General features: G+C 67.9%; 16 protein-coding genes. 7 read left to right on the forward strand and 9 right to left on the reverse strand.

The genetic code is table 11. From position 1 onward, the window contains the following. Window positions 1-40 precede the first annotated feature (40 nt). The gene (locus RIB98_17085; protein MEQ8842699.1) at window positions 41-361 is read right to left on the reverse strand and encodes a serine hydrolase; all 321 of its coding nucleotides are present in this window, start codon (window positions 359-361) and stop codon (window positions 41-43) included. Between RIB98_17085 and RIB98_17090 the strand changes: the two genes are divergently transcribed. From RIB98_17090 to RIB98_17110, 5 genes are all read left to right on the forward strand, one after another. Next, entirely contained in the window at window positions 353-685 is a 333-nt protein-coding gene (locus RIB98_17090; GenBank protein MEQ8842700.1) for a hypothetical protein, read from the forward strand. The genes RIB98_17085 and RIB98_17090 overlap by 9 nt on opposite strands. A gap of 7 nt (window positions 686-692) precedes the next feature. Continuing rightward, entirely contained in the window at window positions 693-1,550 is an 858-nt protein-coding gene (locus RIB98_17095; GenBank protein MEQ8842701.1) for a fumarylacetoacetate hydrolase family protein, read from the forward strand. 543 nt (window positions 1,551-2,093) lie between these two features. Beyond that, window positions 2,094-2,846 (forward strand): SDR family oxidoreductase, encoded by a 753-nt coding sequence (locus tag RIB98_17100; protein MEQ8842702.1) that lies wholly within the window; start codon window positions 2,094-2,096, stop codon window positions 2,844-2,846. Between the two features lie 73 nt (window positions 2,847-2,919). Then, window positions 2,920-4,077 (forward strand): alpha/beta fold hydrolase, encoded by a 1,158-nt coding sequence (locus tag RIB98_17105; protein ID MEQ8842703.1) that lies wholly within the window; start codon window positions 2,920-2,922, stop codon window positions 4,075-4,077. Between the two features lie 265 nt (window positions 4,078-4,342). Continuing rightward, window positions 4,343-5,491: a DUF222 domain-containing protein gene (locus tag RIB98_17110; GenBank protein ID MEQ8842704.1), complete on the forward strand. Its 1,149-nt coding sequence runs from the start codon at window positions 4,343-4,345 to the stop codon at window positions 5,489-5,491. Between the two features lie 41 nt (window positions 5,492-5,532). Here RIB98_17110 and RIB98_17115 read toward each other — a convergent pair whose 3' ends face one another. Genes RIB98_17115 through RIB98_17130 form a run of 4 tightly spaced genes read right to left on the reverse strand, consistent with a single transcriptional unit; the run spans window position 5,533 to window position 9,657 of the window. Beyond that, window positions 5,533-6,726, reverse strand: a complete 1,194-nt coding sequence (locus tag RIB98_17115) for a DUF1214 domain-containing protein (GenBank protein ID MEQ8842705.1) — start codon at window positions 6,724-6,726, stop codon at window positions 5,533-5,535. Then, entirely contained in the window at window positions 6,723-7,691 is a 969-nt protein-coding gene (locus RIB98_17120; protein ID MEQ8842706.1) for an NAD(P)-dependent oxidoreductase, read from the reverse strand. Before RIB98_17120 ends, RIB98_17115 begins: the two co-directional genes overlap by 4 nt. After that, on the reverse strand, window positions 7,688-8,860 hold the full coding sequence (locus RIB98_17125; GenBank protein ID MEQ8842707.1) for a sulfotransferase: 1,173 nt from the start codon (window positions 8,858-8,860) through the stop codon (window positions 7,688-7,690). Before RIB98_17125 ends, RIB98_17120 begins: the two co-directional genes overlap by 4 nt. Continuing rightward, on the reverse strand, window positions 8,857-9,657 hold the full coding sequence (locus tag RIB98_17130; GenBank protein MEQ8842708.1) for a TIM barrel protein: 801 nt from the start codon (window positions 9,655-9,657) through the stop codon (window positions 8,857-8,859). The genes RIB98_17125 and RIB98_17130 overlap by 4 nt, the downstream gene beginning before the upstream one ends. Window positions 9,658-9,833: 176 nt before the next feature. Between RIB98_17130 and RIB98_17135 the strand changes: the two genes are divergently transcribed. After that, on the forward strand, window positions 9,834-10,988 hold the full coding sequence (locus tag RIB98_17135) for a hypothetical protein (protein ID MEQ8842709.1): 1,155 nt from the start codon (window positions 9,834-9,836) through the stop codon (window positions 10,986-10,988). Window positions 10,989-11,070: 82 nt separating this feature from the next. On the opposite strand, the gene RIB98_17140 is transcribed toward RIB98_17135, so the two are convergent. The 4 genes from RIB98_17140 to RIB98_17155 all read right to left on the reverse strand — a co-directional run bounded on the left by RIB98_17140 (window position 11,071) and on the right by RIB98_17155 (window position 16,201). Then, a complete protein-coding gene (locus RIB98_17140; GenBank protein MEQ8842710.1) occupies window positions 11,071-11,559 on the reverse strand; it encodes a hypothetical protein in 489 nt (162 codons plus the stop codon). Window positions 11,560-11,707: 148 nt separating this feature from the next. Beyond that, window positions 11,708-13,330, reverse strand: a complete 1,623-nt coding sequence (locus tag RIB98_17145) for an S-layer homology domain-containing protein (protein ID MEQ8842711.1) — start codon at window positions 13,328-13,330, stop codon at window positions 11,708-11,710. A 50-nt stretch (window positions 13,331-13,380) separates the two neighbouring features. Then, complete coding sequence (locus tag RIB98_17150; protein ID MEQ8842712.1) at window positions 13,381-15,144, reverse strand: trypsin-like serine protease; 1,764 nt, start codon at window positions 15,142-15,144, stop codon at window positions 13,381-13,383. Between the two features lie 28 nt (window positions 15,145-15,172). Then, complete coding sequence (locus RIB98_17155) at window positions 15,173-16,201, reverse strand: hypothetical protein (GenBank protein MEQ8842713.1); 1,029 nt, start codon at window positions 16,199-16,201, stop codon at window positions 15,173-15,175. 183 nt (window positions 16,202-16,384) lie between these two features. Here RIB98_17155 and RIB98_17160 point away from each other — a divergent pair. After that, window positions 16,385-18,115 (forward strand): S-layer homology domain-containing protein (locus tag RIB98_17160; GenBank protein ID MEQ8842714.1); only part of this gene is annotated, 1,731 nt, incomplete at its 3' end.

The following is an 18,115-nucleotide window of genomic DNA, read 5'->3' on the forward strand; positions in this document are numbered from 1 at the left end:
TAACGATGCTTGCCGTCGGCGTCGCCGGACGTGGGCGCGGTCAGAGCACGGTGTAGAGGGTGTCGATGAGGGTTCGGTTGCGGGTGCTCTGCCAGCGGGGGATCACGTCGTTCATCACGTAGCCGAAGGCCACCCCGGCATCGGGGTCGGCGAAGCCGACGGCGCCACCGGTGCCGAAGTGGCCGAAGCTGCGAGGGTTGGTTCCGAAGGGACGGCGGGCGGTCGTGGGGGTGAACCCCAGCCCGAACCCGGCCTCCTCACCGAGGATCGGGCACGGTCCGGTGGCGTGGGGGCGGGTGGCGATCCGGGTTCGCCTGGCGACTATGCGCCGACGGCGCGTCCCGGAGCCCGGTTGCCGCACGCGTGGCTTGCCGAGACGGGCGGCCGGTCGACGCTCGACCTCGTACCCATCGACCGGCCTGTGCTGTTCAGCTTCGGTGACCACGAGGGCTGGGCGAGCACCCTTCGCAACGTCGACACCGCCGCCGAGGTCGCGACCGTGAAGGTCGGCGTCGACACACCAGAACTGGACGCGTGGCGCACGCTGTGCGAGTTGGGGCCGACCGGCGCGCTGCTGGTCCGGCCCGACCACCACGTCGCCTGGCGCGCCCGCAGTGTCGAAGAGTCGTCGGATCTCGCACGGGCTCTCGACGCCGTCACCGGAACCACGAACCCGAAGAAATGAGACAACCGTGAGCTACTCCCTGGCCAATGTGGAAGGCCGAGCCGCACTGGTGGCCGACGGCCGGTGGTTCGACCTCGAGTCGGTGTCGGGCGGTGAGTTCGGCCCGGACCCCATGGCGGCGCTGTCCGAACCAGACCGCCTCACCATGCTCAGCGCTGAGCTGGACCGACACGAACCGAACGGCTCGCTCGACCCTGAACGTCTCGGCCCGCCGGTGCCCCGGCCGCGCAACGTGTACGCCGTCGGCCTCAACTACCAGGCCCACGCCGATGAGGGCGGCATGGATGTGTCCGCCAACCCTCTGGTCTTCGCGAAGTTCCCCTCGTGCCTGGCCGGCCCCACCACGGACATCGAGCTGCGCAGCGACGCCGTGGACTACGAGGGTGAGCTCGTGGTCGTGATCGGACCGGGCGGCAAGGACATCGAACCCGAGGACGCGTGGGATCACATCGTCGGGCTGACGGTCGGTCAGGACATCTCCGACCGAGCGGTGCAGTTCGCCGCCCAGCCGCCGCATTTCGACCTCGGCAAGTCGTTCGACACCTTCGGCCCGATCGGCCCGACAGTGGTCTCACCCGATTCAGTCGACCGTGAGCGGCTACGCATCGTCACTGAGGTGAACGGCGAGATCCGCCAGGACGGCACCACCGACGAGATGATCTTCGACATCCCCATGCTCGTGTCCTACCTGTCCAGGGTCACCACTCTGAGCACCGGCGACCTGATCTTCACCGGCACGCCCGAGGGCATCGGCGTCGCGCAGGGCAAGTTCCTCGTCGACGGCGACATCCTCACCACCCGCATCGATGGCATCGGGAGGCTCACCAACCGCTGCGTACGACGCAGCGACCACGATGTCTGCTGACGGCAGCGAGACGGCGGGCGAGTCGGTCGACCACTCGGCGAAGTAGGCGCGGCCGAGGAGATCGACGGGAAGCCAGGCGTCCAGTGATCTCGTCCACAGCTGACCCGACTCGGGGTCGTATTCCGCGGGCAGTCGGACGATGTCGGGTACGACGGCGTCGAGTCCGAGTTTGTCCGCCACGAGGAGAGTGCCGACCGCGAGCCGATCGAAGGTGACGATACCGGCGCTTCCTCCAGGAAATCGGCGCCGATCTCGGCGATGGCGCGGTTCACCGGCCCCGGCTCGAGGACCTCGATCGGTGGCGGTGTGTCGGTGAGGTCGAAGGATGCAATGTCCGATGCGGGGTCGATGCGGAAGCCCCACGAGAACAGCCACAGTGAGTCGATCTGGTCACCGGCGGCACGGTCGGGCGTATAGCCAAGGGCTGGGCTGTGCTGGAGGTCGCCGTTGGTGACGTCGATCAGCTTGTCCAGGACGGTCTGTTCGGGCACATCGGCAGGGAGGCGGATGGAGGACTGCAGAGCCGCTGGGTAGGGTCCAGGCATGAAGGGAGTCACAGGGCGCAGAGTTGTCGTGACCGGGGGAGCCTCGGGTATCGGACTGGCAACGGTGCGCTTCCTCCAGAACGAAGGTGCTGCCGTCGCGATCATCGATCGCGACGCAGAGGGGGCTGAGGCCGTGGGCGTGCCCTGGGTAGAAGCCGACCTGGCCGATCCGAATGGTTGGCGGGCCGCCGTCGTGCAGGCGGCCGGCGAGCTCGGTGGCATCGACGGGCTGGTGAACAACGCTGTTTCGGTCGTCGGGGGCCCGGCCTCCCTCGCCGAACAGAACCTCGACGATTTCTCGGCCACCCTGGCCATGAACGGCACCAGTGTGCTGGGTGCCACCCAGGCAGCAGCCGACCTGATGGACGGGCCCGGAGCCGTCGTCAACATCGCTTCACTTCAGGGCACGAACGCCTCACCGGGGCTCTATCAGTACGGCGCAGCGAAGGCGGCGGTGATCCATCTCACCAAGTCCCTGGCCCTCGAGCTCGCCCCACGCCAGATTCGGGTGAATGCCGTGGCTCCGGCGATGACCCTGACCCCGGCGGTGATGCGCGGGGTGAGCGCCGAGCGTCGCGCCGCGAGCATCGCGGCCATTCCGCTCGGCTACGCGGGCGAACCCGACGACATCGCCGGCACCATCGGCTTCCTCCTCAGCGACCTCGCCCGGTTCATCACCGGGCAGCTGCTCATCGCCGACGGGGGCCTCAGTCTCACCACCGCCCGCCCTCATCGAGGCGAGTTGCCGTAGGACGGCCGGCGTGTCCGGCAGCGGCGCGAGCACTCGCTACGCTCGGCGGCTGCAGACGTGGGAGCCGCCGACAATGCCGATTGAGGAATTCCGGGTACACGTGCCCGATGTCGAGATCGAGGATCTGCACCGTCGGCTCGGGACGGCGCGGCTTCCCGACCAGCTCCCTGGCTCGGGCTGGAGCTACGGAACCGATCGCGACACGCTCGAGGAGTGGGTCGCCCATTGGCGCGAACACTTCGACTGGCGGGCGGTGGAAGCAAGGTTCAACGCGTTCGAGCAAGGCGTGACGGAAGCTGCCGGCGAACGCGTCCATTTCGTCCACGCACGCTCCCCGGAGCCCGACGCCGTACCGCTTCTCATCACCCACGGATGGCCGGGCAGCGTCGTCGAGTTCCTCGACATCATCGAACCGCTCCGCGATCCAGGCGCCTTCGGTGGAGATCCGGCGGATGCCTTCCACGTCGTGTGCCCGCACATCCCCGGGTTCGGGTTCTCCGGTCCGACGAAACACCCCGGCTTCCACGTCGGCCGAGCGGCAGCCGCGATCTCCGATGTGATGCACGAGATCGGCTATCCGCGCTACATCGCCCAGGGCGGGGACTGGGGAGCGATCATCACCCGCCACCTGGCCGAATCGCACGCCGATGACCTGATCGGCGCTCACTTCAACATGTTGTTCGCGTTGCCCGAGAACCCGTCGGCGCCCGAGTCCTGGGAGGGCGTGACCGACGACGAACGAGCGGCCTTCGCCACCGCAGCCTCCCGGATGGCCGACGGTGTGGGCTACAGCGACATCCAGGGCACGAAGCCACAGACCCTCGCCTACGGCCTCCACGACTCTCCGGTCGGGCTGTTGGGCTGGTTGCTGGAGAAGTTCCACGCCTGGAGCGACGCAGGCATCGACGCGGCGTACCCACGAGACCACGTCCTCGCGAACGTTGCGCTGTACTGGTTCACACAGACCGCCAACTCCTCCGCTCGCCTCTACTGCGAGTCCCGACGCGCGGGCAACTATTCCACGGATCATTGGGACGGGCGGATCGACGTTCCCACCGGGTACTGCCGCTACCCCGGCGAATTGCTGCAGACCCCGAGGGTGTGGGCGGACGCGCGCTACCGCAACATCGTGCATTGGACCGAGGCCGATCGCGGCGGACACTTCGCCGCATTCGAGAACCCCGAGTTCTTCGTGGAGGACCTACGCGCCTTCGGGCGAGCGGTGCGGTAGCCGTCGCTCCCGGCTTTGTACGCCGGAGAACTGGACCCGAGACAGGACACCACCGAAGCGGCTCAGTCGCACCCGCCGCCAGACACCGGCCCCGGTGCCGTGACACCCACAGCCTCTTCCCGGTGTCACACCCCCTTCGTAGGGTGGGTTCTGCTCGGTCAACGGCCCCGAGTGCGTGTTCCAGGAATACCTTCGGCCGTTCATGTCTGCACTTCCCCGTGTGATGACTCGGCCTTCTGTGGCTCGAGCGGAAGGGGAGCGAATCGTGTTCGAGCCGTGGCTTGCTGAGCTGAACGTCATGCCGCTCGCCGGCCTCGATCGTCACCGATTGTGCGATGCCGCCACTGCGTCCGGACGTCTGCGCTCGGCGCTCGATGCGTTCGACGCACGCATCGCTGCCGCCGTCGACAAGCTCGCCGACAACGGCCCGGGCGCGTCGACCGTCCTGCGGGGCGCCTCGAAGTGCTCGCAGCGGGAAGCCGACAAGCGAACCCGGCGAGCCGAGGCGCTGCAGGCGATGCCGTCTGCCGCCGATGCTCTGGCGACAGGATCGATCACCGCCGAACACGTCGACGCCCTCGCACGCGCCGCCGACGCCACCTCCGCAGCAGCGGTCGAGCAATCGGACCTGCTCGCCAAGGCGAAGTGCCGTCCCGCAGATCTGCTCGCCAACGACACGCGTGAGTGGACGCGTCGGCATCAATCCCAAGCCGATCTCGAGGCGAAGCAGCGACGCCAGGTCGAGGCACGCCGTTGCGTCATCTTCGAGGGCGACGACGGTATGACCGTCCTTCACGCCGAGTTCGACCCGGTCACCGGCGCCCGCGTCCGCTCGGTTCTCGAGACGGCGTGCGACCGGTTGTACCACGCCGACGGCGGCAGGGACGCCGCAGCGGGAAGCCGGACTCCCCAGCAGCGCCGTGCCGACGCCCTGGCCGACCTCCTGACCGGCGCCGCAGCCGGAGACGGCACTCGATCCGGACCGGTCCGCACACAAATGCTCGTGATCGCCCACGCCGACGGCACGGCCGAGATCCCCGGCACCGGACCGATCCCCGCCACCCAACTGGCCGAACTCGCCTGCAACGCCGACCTCTTCGGACTCGTCTTCGACACCGATGGCCAGCCGCTCTGGCACGGCACGAGAATCCGGCTTGCCGACGACCACCAATGGAGGGCGCTCATCGCCCGCGATGGCGGCTGCGTCATCTGCAACGCGCATCCGTCGAAGTGCGAAGCCCACCACATCGAGTTCTACGGACCGCCCACCCACGGCCCCACCGACATCGAGAACCTCGCACTCGTCTGCCGCCACGAACACCACCTCATCCACGATCAAGGCCATCAACTCCGTCGGCGAGCCGATGGCAGCTGGGAACTCCGTCCGCCAGACCAACCACGGGCAGGACCATGACCGGCTCGGTCCGACGGCCGGACCAACACCCGGATCGAGGGCTACCAGTGAAGGCGCATCTGGTAGCCGACGCGGCGTCTGCTCAGTGCCGCTTCGCGCTCCTCGGGCGTGTAGGCGGGCGTCTCCGCCGGCAGGTGGTCGCGCACGTCGTCGACCTTGCAGCGGGTGACCACGGGATCCGGGGCGTCGCTCGGCAGCTTCCACCGCAGCTGGATGATCCCCCAGGGGTTGTCGGTCTTGTCGAGCCAGTTCTGCACGCCAGGATCGCGCCTCGAGATCACGGCGCGTAGTTTGCCGTCGGCGTCGAGGCGGGCCTGCGACTCGTTGAGACTCGACTGGTGGTTCGCCCAGTCGATCGTGCTGAATCGGTCGTCGGCCACGAGAATCGACCAGTAGAGCGACTCACGCGGCAGGGCGGTCTCGACCACCAGTGCCTCGTCGTCGTCGATCTCAAAGGCGCCGTCGTAGTAGACCTGGTTCGGCATCCCGCCGATGCTCTCGATCTTCTTCGAGCGAGTGAGCACGTTGACACCGTGGTTCTCCCGGTACCAACGGGCCAGGTCGATGTCGAAGCGCACCATGCCCTCGGCCCACCGCCCGAGGTTGGCGATGCGGCGGTCGATCTCGGCTTTCGACGTCGGCGGCGCATCGTCGAGACGTTCGATCGCCAGGCGGGCATCGACCTCCTCGATCCAGTCGACGGCGCACTGCCGAAGGAGGAGACGCACGGTCGTCGGCCGGAGCTCCCACCAGTCTCCCTCGTAGCCATCGGGGCGCTGGGGGCTGAGGATCACGCTGCAGCGGCCCTCGGCGTCGAGGGTGACGTCGGCGAGGCTGTTCTGAACGGGCGCGACCGACGTGTCGCCCTCGTGGCCGAGCAGCTCGTAGCTCTGCTGGCTGATCTCGACGAAGCGTGTCGTGCCGCGAGTCCCCGAGATCCGGTACGTCCCCTCCGGATCCACGTCGGTCGTGCGGTAGGTGTAGTCCGGGCACGGGCCGCCCATGTTCATCGAGATGTTCCAGCACGGAGTCCACGTCGGCCGCCTCGGATCGAGCGCCACGTGCGACAGGTAGCCGTTCGCGACGGCGGACAGCGCCAGACGCAGGAGGTCGCGGCGATCGTCGGCGGAGGGGCTCTCTCGGCCCCATCGATTGATCAGCTGATCGCCGACGGGTGACAGGTGCTCGAGCAGCTCGCGCCACTCGGGCAGGTCGAGCGAGGCGGGTTCGGTCATGGTCGATCCTCTTGTTCGTTGTCGGAATGGGCGGATGCGGTGGCGATGCGATCCGGATGGAGCTGGTCGAGCACACGCCGGAGGCCGTCGCGCCAGGAGACGCGGCACGGCCCGGTGAGCTCGATTCGCCGCGCCGGATCGGCGACCGAGCCGATCGACGCGCCGGGGACAGGCTGGACCGCGACGCTCGCATCGACACCCAGCAGCTGCGCGCCGTACTCGGCCATCTCCTGGATGCTGGCGGCCTCGTCGCCCGCCCAGTTGACGATGGTGGCCGGTGTGCCCGCCGCAGCGAGCAGTGGTCCGGTCTGGGAGAGGATGTCGTCGTCGTGGATCGGGCTGTAGGGGCAGGGATCCCATCTCGTCACGACAGCTTCTCCAGCGGCGACCGACTGCATTGCGTAGACGGGCAGGCCGCCGCGCGGCCCGTATGAGGCCCCCATGCGGGCGATCGTGATCGGGATCCCGAACTGCCTTGCACAGAAGCGGGCCACCGCCTCCGTCGCGATCTTGCTGATGCTGTAGCTCGGGGCGAAGCCCAACATGATGTCGCCGAGCGGATCGTCCTCACGAAACGCGTGCCACGGATCGGCGTGCGGCTTGTAGACCGAGACCGTCGACATGACGAGCGCGGCCTCGACGTTGCGGCAATGGGCGAGGAGAAGCCCGGTGCCTTCGGCGTTGACCCGAAGCGCCTGGTCGTAGTCGTCGCCGGCGATGGACGCCGCCAGGTGCAGCAGGTGGGTGAAGTCGCTCGGCATGTCGGAGAAGTCCGGGTCGCCGAGATCAATGCTGAGAGTGCGGATGCCGGCGTCCTCGACCTCCCGACGACTCACCGGGTCGCTGAAGCGGGCGATGCCCCAGACCTCGTTGTGACGCGCGAGCTCCCGGGCGAGAGGGAAGGCGATCTGCCCGGCCGGCCCGGTCACCAGGATCTTGCGATCCTCCAGCGACGTTTCACTCATCGTGGTCCGCCCGGCAGCGCCGGTTCGAGGAGACCGGTGCGCAGGTAGAAGTCGTAGTCGTCACGGATCTGATCGACTCGCAAGCCGAACTCCTCGGGCGTGTAGCGATGGGCGCCATGGGTGCCCGACGCGTGCTTCGCCCGCCACGCTTCGAACGCGGTTCGGGTCTCCTCCGTCAGCGGTAGACCGAGCCAGCCGTAGATGCGTTCGAGCACGTCGAGTGGCCGCTCGACGAACTCTGCGTGCTGGACGTCGAAGAAGCGGTCCGGTCCGAGCTTTTTCCTGGCGGCCATTGCCTGTTGCATACCCGTGAGCAGGTGTCCGTGGATCTCGCGCCCGATCTTCTCCTTGCCGATCCGCTGCACGACCTCGTCCGGGTACAGCGACGTCACGAAACTCGCGTACGACGGCACCGACGTCGCCGGATCGCGATGGGTGAACACGAAGCGGATGTCGGGGTAGGCATCGAGCATGTGATCGAGGTGGAACTTGTGGTGCGGCGCCTTGAAGAGCCAGCGGTTGGGCGGCCGGTGGGCCTGGAGAAGCCGGGCGACCCGGGCGTGGTGACGGAACGTGTCACGCATGTCGCCCTGGCGCCACCACGCGTGATAGCGCCAGATCGGCATCGTCATCTGCTGCGACCGGAAGCTGAGACCGAGGATCTCGGTGTCCTCCATCGTGGCGTCGGGTTCCCAGATGTGCATCGCCCCCTGGGCCGGGTCGTCGCGCAGCATCGCCTCGATCCGCTCGACATAGGCGACGCGACGCGGGTCGTTCGTTTCGTCCTCGAGGCGCGGCGGGGGACAAGGCTGTTCCTGCTCCCACGGCCGGAGCGGACGGAACCGCGGGTCGAGGGACATCATGTTGCCGAGCGCAGTCGTGCCTGTGCGCGGCAGGCCCACGATCGAGACAGGTTCTCGTATCGGCGCGGCGGCCTCGGCCGGGTGACCGGCGAGCCACGCCTCCACCTGGAGACGATTGTCGAGACGTCGCTCGATCAGGGCCAGGGCTGCGGCGCGGCCATCGGGACCGTACGGCGCGTCGACGGCGAGGCTCTCGAGCATCATGTCGAGCCCGTCGCGGAAGTCGGACGTCCCGAAGTCATCGAACCCCGTCCGCTCGACCGCGTTGGCCAGCAGCTCGTCCACAGCGGGGTACGCGTCGGTCATGCGCCCAGCTCCTCGAGTCGTTCGCTCAGCCAGTCGGCGCTGCGTCGCAGTGCCGATTCGGGACCCTCCCGATCGATACTCGGCCCGATCACCTCGATGTCGAAGAGGCCGTCGTATCCCGCCTCGAGCAGTGACTCGAGCATCCATACGAGCGGCATCGACCCGTCGCCCAGCACTCGCCGATTCAGCCGCAGGTCCTCGCCGACCAGGAAGTCGCTGACCTGAACGATCCCGATGCGGGCGACGTGGTCGCGAAAGAGCTTCGGCAGCTCACGCTCGTACCAGCAGTTCTGCAACTCCAGACAGATCTGAAGCCCGGTTTCCTCACAGATTCGGATCGTGTCCACCAGGGTGTGGACGAAGCCGAGCGAACGATTCGTGACACTGTTGTTCTCGATCGCAAGGGTCACGCCCTTGTCTCGTGCGTATGCGATCGAAGGGGGTAGCGCAGCTGCGAGTGCCCCGCAGGCCTCGTCGGTGGACATGTGGTCGGGTGTCGTTCCCGATGTGAAGTAGCAGAGCGGGCTCCCCAGCGCGTGGGCGACGTCGATCGCCGGAGCGAGCGCCACGAGGGCGTCGTCGGAGGTCAGCATCGACGCGTTCGCCGTCGACGCCGCGACGCACGCCACTGGTCGGCCATTCAGACGGATCCTCTCGATGCCAGAGGTGACGTCGTTCTCGATCTTCAGCAACGGGAACCCGAAGTAGGACGCCTCGAGCCGCTCGAGCATCGCCAGATCGTCGTCGAGAGCCCAGCTCAGCGAGCTGATGGTGTTCAGCGAGATGCGAGGGTGCACGACGGAGATCCTGAAGTTCGGCTGGGTATGAGGGGTCGGACGCCGTGGCGGGGCGGGTCGGGCACATCGCGGAGGGTGATCTCGCAACCCCGCCGCGGCTGTCACCACGCTGAACGTACCGGAACACCGGCGGGCATCCGCTGACCCGGACGCCGCGGGGTCTAGCGTGCCGTTCCGTGGGTACTCGTGTCCTGGTCGCGGCGTCCGTCATTCTCGGCCTTCTCGGCGTCGGCACGATCGCTGCAACGAGCAGCGTCAACGCCGCCGTCCCCGATGCATCGGCGTTCTTCACCGGGCCGATCGGTGGTCCCGTAGGCGCCGGAACGAGCAACGAGGCAACCGTGCAGTTCTCGCTGGCCAGCGATGTCGGCCCGATAGTGGTTGCCGTGCAGGCCTACACGTCGACCAATACGGCGACGCTGACCTTCGATCCTGCGAACACCAGCTCCGAACTGAGCGGGTGCGACGACTCGATCGACCTGACGATCACGTGCGACTGGGACGGTGTGAGCGCCAACAGTCCTCAGACACTCGCGTTCATCCTCGAGGTCGACCCCGATGCGCCGCTCGATGAGGGGTTCGGGATCGAGGCAACGGTTGATTCGTTGTCCGACGACGATCCGCCGCAATCCGTGGCCAGCAGCGGTGTCTACGTCACGCCGCCGGCCGGCAGCACCGTGCTCTCGGGCCGGGTGATCACTGACGACGGTGCGCCGGTGCCGGGCGCGTGCATCTTCGTCCTCACCCCGTCGTTCGTGTATCCCGTGGTCGCCGATGCCGACGGCGAATGGTTGGTGGCCGAGCTTGCCGATGACTTCGAGGCCGTGCTGGGCATCTTCGACGCGTTCTCATCGGCATCGGGCCCGTGTCAGACCGAGGACGGGCCACCGCCCGCGGCGGCGCCGGGCGAGCTCCAACCCGTGTTCCACGAGAACGTTTGGCTCGACATCGAAGACCCCGACCTCGGCGGCGAGAACGGGAATCCCTTCGCTTACGGTGTGGCGAGCGGAGCGACTCTTCTCACCGGGACCACCTCCGGGATCGTCACCTGTCTCACGGACGCTCCGCCGAATGAGGTCCCCCGACCCGACTGCGTCCTGGAGGTCACCGACGCGCCCACGACGCCCACTACAACCACCGCGAGTGCGTCCACTACGAGCACGTCCACTACGACGACTGCGCCGGTGACCACCACGACCGAGGACCCGGACCAGGCCGTCCTCGCCATCACCGGATCCCAGCATGCGCCGCTGTTCTCGGCCGTGGCGATGGGACTGATCATGATCGGCATTGCCACCGTCGTAGGATCCCGACGGCGCTCGGCTTCCTGAGGGAGCGACGGCCATCATCCGGAACGCCCACGAGTGTTCCGGGCGCGTCAGGTCCCTCACCACGGAGACGAACAGGGCGGCCTCAAACCCCCGTTGCTTCGGTGGCCCGCTCACCCAAGGCCGCGACGAAGTCGTCGGCATTCGATCCCAGTCGTCGGCCCAAGGCCGCCAGACCGGTGTAGTCCGCCCGCCAACGACCGTCGCCGAAGTCGGTGACGAAGTGCCGATGCAGGTTCCCGGCCCCGGCATCATGGTCGAACCACCACACCCGAACCCCATCGACGGGAGCTGAGTGCAAGAGGTCCTTGGGTCGGTTCCGCACCGAGGAGCGAGTGCCCAGGGCGAGGCGTTGCTCGGTGAGGACGAAGAACGTCGTGCCGTAGCCGGCGCCGGTGATGCCGTCGGGATCCAGCGCCAGCTGCTCCACGAGCAGGCGACGGCGTCGGTCCTCCGGCGAGTTGTAGTAGCCCGCATTGCCGTTGCCCTGACCGGTGGGCACGAGGCTGACCAGGCGCTCGCCGGGGAACGTCGAGGTCGTCCAGGCTTCGACTTGTGCGCGTTTGAAAGCCACGGGCGACCAATGTAACCGGCTCACAGCGGCGGTCGCCGACGTGATCTCGCCGAACAATGTCAGGCTTCCGACCGCGAGGAGAGCGATGAGCGGCGTCGGCAGTCCACACTCTAGAAGGCCTGAAACTGTGGGCTGGCTGGAATCGTCCCTACAACTCGGCGTTGGCGCGTAGGAACCGCGCCAGGAACGCAGCCATCTGCTCGCGCGTCACCGGATCCTGCGGCGAATAGGCCGTGGCCGACGTTCCGGTCGTGATCCCGAGGTTGAAGATGCAGGCGATGTCGGCGCCGGCGAACGACGTCGGCGACACGTCTCGGAACGGTGACGCCGCCCCAGGACAGGGGTTCCCGACCGCTCGCCAGAAGCGGGCGATGAAGGCGGCCATCTGTTCGCGGGTGACCGGGTCATTGGGCGAATACGTCGTCGCCGACGTTCCGGTCGTGATCCCCGCACCCTTGATGCACGAGATGAAGGGACTCGCAAAGGACGAGTCCGCCACATCGACGAACCCGTGCGGCACGGTCGGGCAATTGGCGATCAGTCGACCGATGAACGCGGCCATCTGCTCACGCGTCACCGGATCCTGCGGTGAATACGTCGTCGCCGACGTCCCCGTCGTCACTCCGAGTTGGTAGATGCAGGCGATGTCGGCGGCCGCGAACGACGACGAGATGTCGGTGAACGGTGTTCCTCCCGATGGGCACGGCCCGTCGGGGCTGTCGGGCGGCATCGTGGGAATCACCGGCCGCGTCGCTTGGGTGGTCGTCGTGGTGGGGAGCGCCGTCGTCGAGGTGGTCGTCGAGGTGGTCGTCGGGGTGGTCGGCACGCGAGTCGTTCCGGACACGCCTGGTGCCTGTTGGATCGGTCGTGTCGCCGTCACCGCGTTGAACCAGGGGAAGTGCTCGGCGACGGGCTGGGCCCCGTCGAGCCGGTCGGACGCGCCGCAGTTCGCCAGGCCGAGGTCGGTGGCCGGTGCATACGACGCGACCGCCTGGAGTTTGCCCGCGGCGACGAACCCACCACCGCTGTCACCGGTGCAGACGCGTGGCGTCGCCCCGCTCACGTCGCCCCCGACACAGAGATCGTCCGCGACCCCGGTGAGGCAGTTGGTGGTGTCGACGTGGGTGAAGAGACCGTACTGAAGTGTGGTCGGACGGGTCCCGTTGTTCGCCAGCCGGCCCCATCCACGGAAGTCCATCTGCGTCCCGAACGCCGGTTTGGCGGTGTCCGACTCGATGGCGACGGTCACCGCGTCCGGCACGGCCGACGGAAGTTGGATGACCGCCAGATCCACCACTCGGTCGATGGGCGCGGTCGGGCTGAAGAACGGGTGTCGCACGATGGCCGTCGGCCTCATCTCTCCAGCGGTCTGGCTGTTCAACTCCGCGACGCCCTGGGGCTCGTTGTTCGGCACCGTCGACGCGCCGATCGCGCCGACCCTGATCTGGTCGAGCGTCAGGTACGGGAAGCCGTCGACGAACGGATTCTGCGTGCAATGTCCGGCCGTCACCACGATGTCCGGAGCGACCAACGTGCCCGTACAGAACAGGCGAGCGCGGGGCGCGGCACCAAACGAATGGTCAGTGAGCAAACCCTTCGAGTACGCGGCCGAGATGAAGATACCGACCACCGATCCCGGGTTCGTCGTGTCGCTACCGCCGATGACGGCGTCGGCCTCCGGTGTCTCCATAGCTGCGAACAGGCCGACACCGAGCAGGCAGGCGACAGTGGCGGCAACGATCTTCCGGCTGAATGAGTGAGTCGTGGTCATGGTCTACGCCCCGGTTCGAGTGGCGTCGAGTGTCTCACGGTCCCGCCGCCCTAGCCACCGACCGTGGCGGCGGACGACACCGTCCAGCCAGTCGAACCCGATGTGAGTTCGAGCTCGAAGTCCGTCTCGGAGAAGGGCTGGCCGATGCCCACCCGGGCGCGACCCGGGGTGTAGACCAGGCCCGAGATGCAGTAGGCCGCGGTGTTGCTCGTCACCGACCCGCACGAACCCACGAACGGCAACGAACCCGGAGTGTTGCTCGCCAGCCACGCGACGACGGCGTTCTGCAGGCTCGCGGTCTGTCGACTCTGGTCGAGTCGCCACACACGGGCGACGAAGGCGGCCATCTGTTCGCGCGTGACCGTGTCCTGCGGTGAGTAGGTCGTCGGCGAGGTCCCGGTGGTGATCTCGAGGCACTTCAGGAACTGGATGAAGTTCTCGGCGAACGACCCTGCGATGTCGGTGAATCGGACGGGTTCGCTGAGGTCGCACGACGTCACCCCGACCCACCGCAGTGTCCGGCCGATGAAGGCGGCCATCTGCTCGCGGGTCACCGGGTCCTTCGGCGAATACGTCGTCGACGACGTGCCGGTCGTGATGCCCAACCCGTAGATGCAGGCGATGTCGGCTTCGGCGAAGGATCCGGCGATGTCGACGAACGGCCCGGCCCGGCCCGTGCAGGTGGCCCCGAAGAGACGCACCGTACGAGCCAGGAACGCCGCCATCTGCTCGCGGGTGACCGGGTCCTTCGGCGAATACGTCGTCGGCGATGTCCCCGTCGTGATCCCCAGCTCGAAGATCGCCCCGATGTCGCAGGTGGCGAACGACCCGGCGATGTCACCGAACGGCGCCGGCGCGAAGTCACACGACCCGCTTGGGGGCGGGGTGGACGGGGGCGGAGTGGACGGAGGCGGAGTGGTCGCAACGCGACTGGAGCCGCGAACGCCGGGGGCTTGTTGAATCGGCCGCGTGGCGGTCACGGCGCTGAACCAGGCCGCGTGCTCGGCGACGGGCTGCGCGCCGTCGAGCTGTCCGGTCGCCCCGCAGTTCGCCAGCCCCCCGGGCACGGCCGGAGCGTACGACGACACTGCCTGCACCTTTGCATTCTGGACGAACGCCCCGCCGCTGTCGCCGCCGCAGATCCTCGGCGTCGCGCCGTTGGCCGCGCCGCCCACGCACAGATCGTCGGTGTCGGACCCAGAGAGACAATTGGTCGTGTCGACGTTCTCGAAGCGCCCGTACTGCAGAACGTCGGGGAAGTCACCGGCGTTCGCGAGCCGGCCCCACCCGTAGAAGTCGAGTCCGCTGCCGGCGCTCGGACGAGAGGCGTTCGATTCGACGCCGACGGTCACGGCGCCCGGGACGGGCTCGGTGAGCTGGATGATGGCGAGATCCACCCCCAGAGTGTCGATGTCGAAGAAAGGATGCATGACGATCGCTTCGACACCGAAGACGACATCGTCGGTCATCTCGCTGGCCCGGGACTCGCCGCTCGCCGCCACGACGATCTGATCGGGCGTCCGCAACGGATTGGGGAAGTCGGCGGACTGGATGCAGTGTCCCGCGGTCAACACGATGTCGGCCGCCACCAGCGCACCTGCGCAGGTGAGCCGGACCCGCGGGCCAAAATCAGGCACGGACGCACTCGAGTCGAGGATCCCGACGACCCAACCGGGATTGGTGGCCTCGGTACCACCGATCACCGCAGACGCGTCGGGCGCCTCCGTGACGGACAGCGTCGCCGCGCCCAGCAGCAGGGCCACCGTGACCCAGAGGAGACGCAGCAGGGAGAATCTGTCGCGAACAGTGGTCATGGTGCTCATCCTTGGGGTCGGAAGGTCGTCATTCTCCGATGGACCCGAACTCGAACGCCACGACCGTGACCTCGAACTCGTAGCCCTCGGCCGCGTTCGAATACATGTAATTCGGGTAGCCCTCAGGCGCGAACGACACATTGCCGCCATCGGCGAGCACCTGAGCCGCCCAGTCGAAGAGTGCCAGGACGCTGACCGGATCGGCGAAGTCGTCGGCGAACCGCTGGCCGTCGGCACACTCGGCGAGGAGGCCCCCGCCGGCGGCGATGAGGTCGTCGGCTGCCGGGTCGTCGGTCACGCCGCTCGAGCAGTACCGCCCGGCGAGGCCCTCCGACGTGATGTCGAGCGCCAGGAAATACTCGACACTGCCGAGGTCCGCCCAGGCCTGTTGCGCGGTACTCAGCTCCTCGCCGGACCCGTAGGTCTCGCCGGTCTCTTCACCGATGCCGGGGCCGCCGCTCGGATCGAACGAGAAATCGATCACCGACAATGAGAATCCTTCGCCCAGATCCGATCGGATGGACGTGGGCACGCCATCGGACGAGTACTCGACCGCCCCGCCGTCGCTGATGGCCTGATCGGCCCACTCGAGAAGCGTTTCGACGCCGACCGGATCCAGGTAGTCGAACGGTTGTCCGTCGTTGCAAGACAGGTCGGTGCCCGCAGTGAGGGCAACGAGGTCCACCAGCTGCGATGGGTCTGCGGCGACCCCGCTCACGCAGTACACGCCGAAATACCCCTCGGACGCGACGTCGAACGAAAGGAGGTATGGCTCACCGGCGCGTGCGAGCCATCGCTGCTGCGCGGCGCTCTGCTCCTCGCCCGCGGTCGGCGAGTCGACACCGTCCGACACCGTGGTCGACGAGCTCACCGGCTCGGTCGACGTCGGCTCGTCGGTGAGCGGGGTCGTGTCACCCGGCTGTACCTCGGTGGGCGCGTCGTCATACGTGAGTTGCACGACGAGCAGACCGGCGAGCAGTGCGACGATCACGAGCCCGATTGCGATCAGCCACTTCGATCCCGCCGAGACTCCCTCGCCCACCGAACTCGCGTCCATGACCGTGGGTCTCCCGCGCCCCGTGAGACCCCGTCGTCAGGGAGCCCACCCTGGTCGGCGAGCCTAGGGGTCGCCGACATCTCCCGGCAAGGACCAACGGGGAGGTTTCGCCACTCCCAGCCTGCAGGAACAGACACTAGGGTCGGCGCGACCGGCGGTGCCGGAGATCAAGAAGGGGCTCGGATGTTCTCTCCCGTTCGGAAAGTCGCGGCGCACGCATCGATGGCGCTCGTCCTCGTCGTGGCCACATTCGCGGTCGCACTCGCCGAAGCACCGGGATCTCCGGCGGCCGCCACCGAGGTGTCGGCGGGAGTCCCGCTGCGAGCCACCGCATTGTCGACGAGCACGGGCCGAGAGTTCTGCGCCATGCTCGAGAACGGTGAACTCAAGTGTTGGTCCGCGCTCGCACCCGTCGAGAACGGCAACGACCTGGCGGCCATCGATCTCGGGAGCGGCCGGACCGCCGCGGCCGTCGCCTCCGGCCGAGGCCACACGTGTGCGCTGCTCGACGACGGCGCGGTGAAGTGTTGGGGCGACAACAGTTCGGGCCAGCTCGGGCTGGGCGACACCACGGTCCGCGACGGGGTCCCGCCGGCGGCGGTTCCGCTCGGCACCGGCCGGACCGCCACCGAAATCACCACTGGGGCGTCTCACACCTGCGCAGTACTCGACACCGGTGCGATCAAGTGTTGGGGCAGCAACCTGTCGGGCCAGCTCGGGCTCGGTGACACCGACGACCGCGGGGACGACCCAGGGGAGATGGGCGACGACCTCCCGGCCGTCGAGCTCGGTGCTGCCGCCATCACCGTCGCTGGTGGCTACAACAACACCTGTGCGCTGCTCGTGGGCGGTCAGGTGAAGTGCTGGGGCGTCAACTCCAACGGCGAACTCGGCATCGGCGACGTCGACCGCCGTGGCGACGATGCCGGGGAAATGGGTAACTCGCTACCGGCAATCGACCTCGGCACCGGCCGCACGGCCACCGCCATCGCGGGTGCCTGGAACCACTATTGCGCGGTGCTCGACAACGGAGCGGTGAAGTGTTGGGGCTCCAATGCCGACGGGAGGTTGGGAATCGGCGACACCGACAACCGGGGCGACGACCCTGGCGAGATGGGTGACGATCTCCCGGCCGTCGATCTCGGCACCGGCCGCACCGCCCAGGCGATCGACGGCGGTGACTCCAGCACCTGTGCCCTGCTCGACAACGATCTGCTGAAGTGCTGGGGGAGAAACAACTATGGCGAACTCGGCTACGGCGACGCCGAGACCCGTGGAGACGGCCCCGGCGAGATGGGTGACGATCTCCCGGCCGTCGACCTCGGCGCGGGCCGCACCATCGTCTCTGCCGAGGGTGGGGAGGCAGCCCGCTGCGCCCTGCTCGACAACGGCCGGGTCAAGTGCTGGGGGCTCACGTTCAGCGGTTTCATCGTCCCGGAGTCGGGTGGCCTGGGCGACAATCTGCCGCCCCTCGACCTCGGCACGCGCGTTGTGTGCCCATCGGGAGGGACCCCGTTCGTCGACATCGGCTCCTCGTTCGCCCGCGACGACATCGCCTGCATCTACCAACTCGGCATCACCACCGGCACCTCAGCGACCACATATGACCCGAAGGGCGACGTCACCCGCGAGCAGATGGCCGCCTTCCTCGGCCGACTCGTCGCCAACTGCCCACCCGACACCGACCACGGCTTCACCGACGTCGACCCCACCTCCTTCGCCGACACCCACATCTCGTGCCTGAAGGCCTTCGGCATCACCACCGGCACCTCGACAACCACCTACAGCCCCGAGGACAACGTCACCCGCGAACAGATGGCCGCCTTCATCGCCCGCATGTGGCGCGCCACCGACACCGCATGCCCCACCGGCGCCGACCCCTTCACCGACATCGCCGCGACCTCGTTCGCCCGC

The sequence above is a fragment of the Acidimicrobiales bacterium genome (genome assembly GCA_040219515.1).
Classification (GTDB): domain Bacteria; phylum Actinomycetota; class Acidimicrobiia; order Acidimicrobiales; family Aldehydirespiratoraceae; genus JAJRXC01.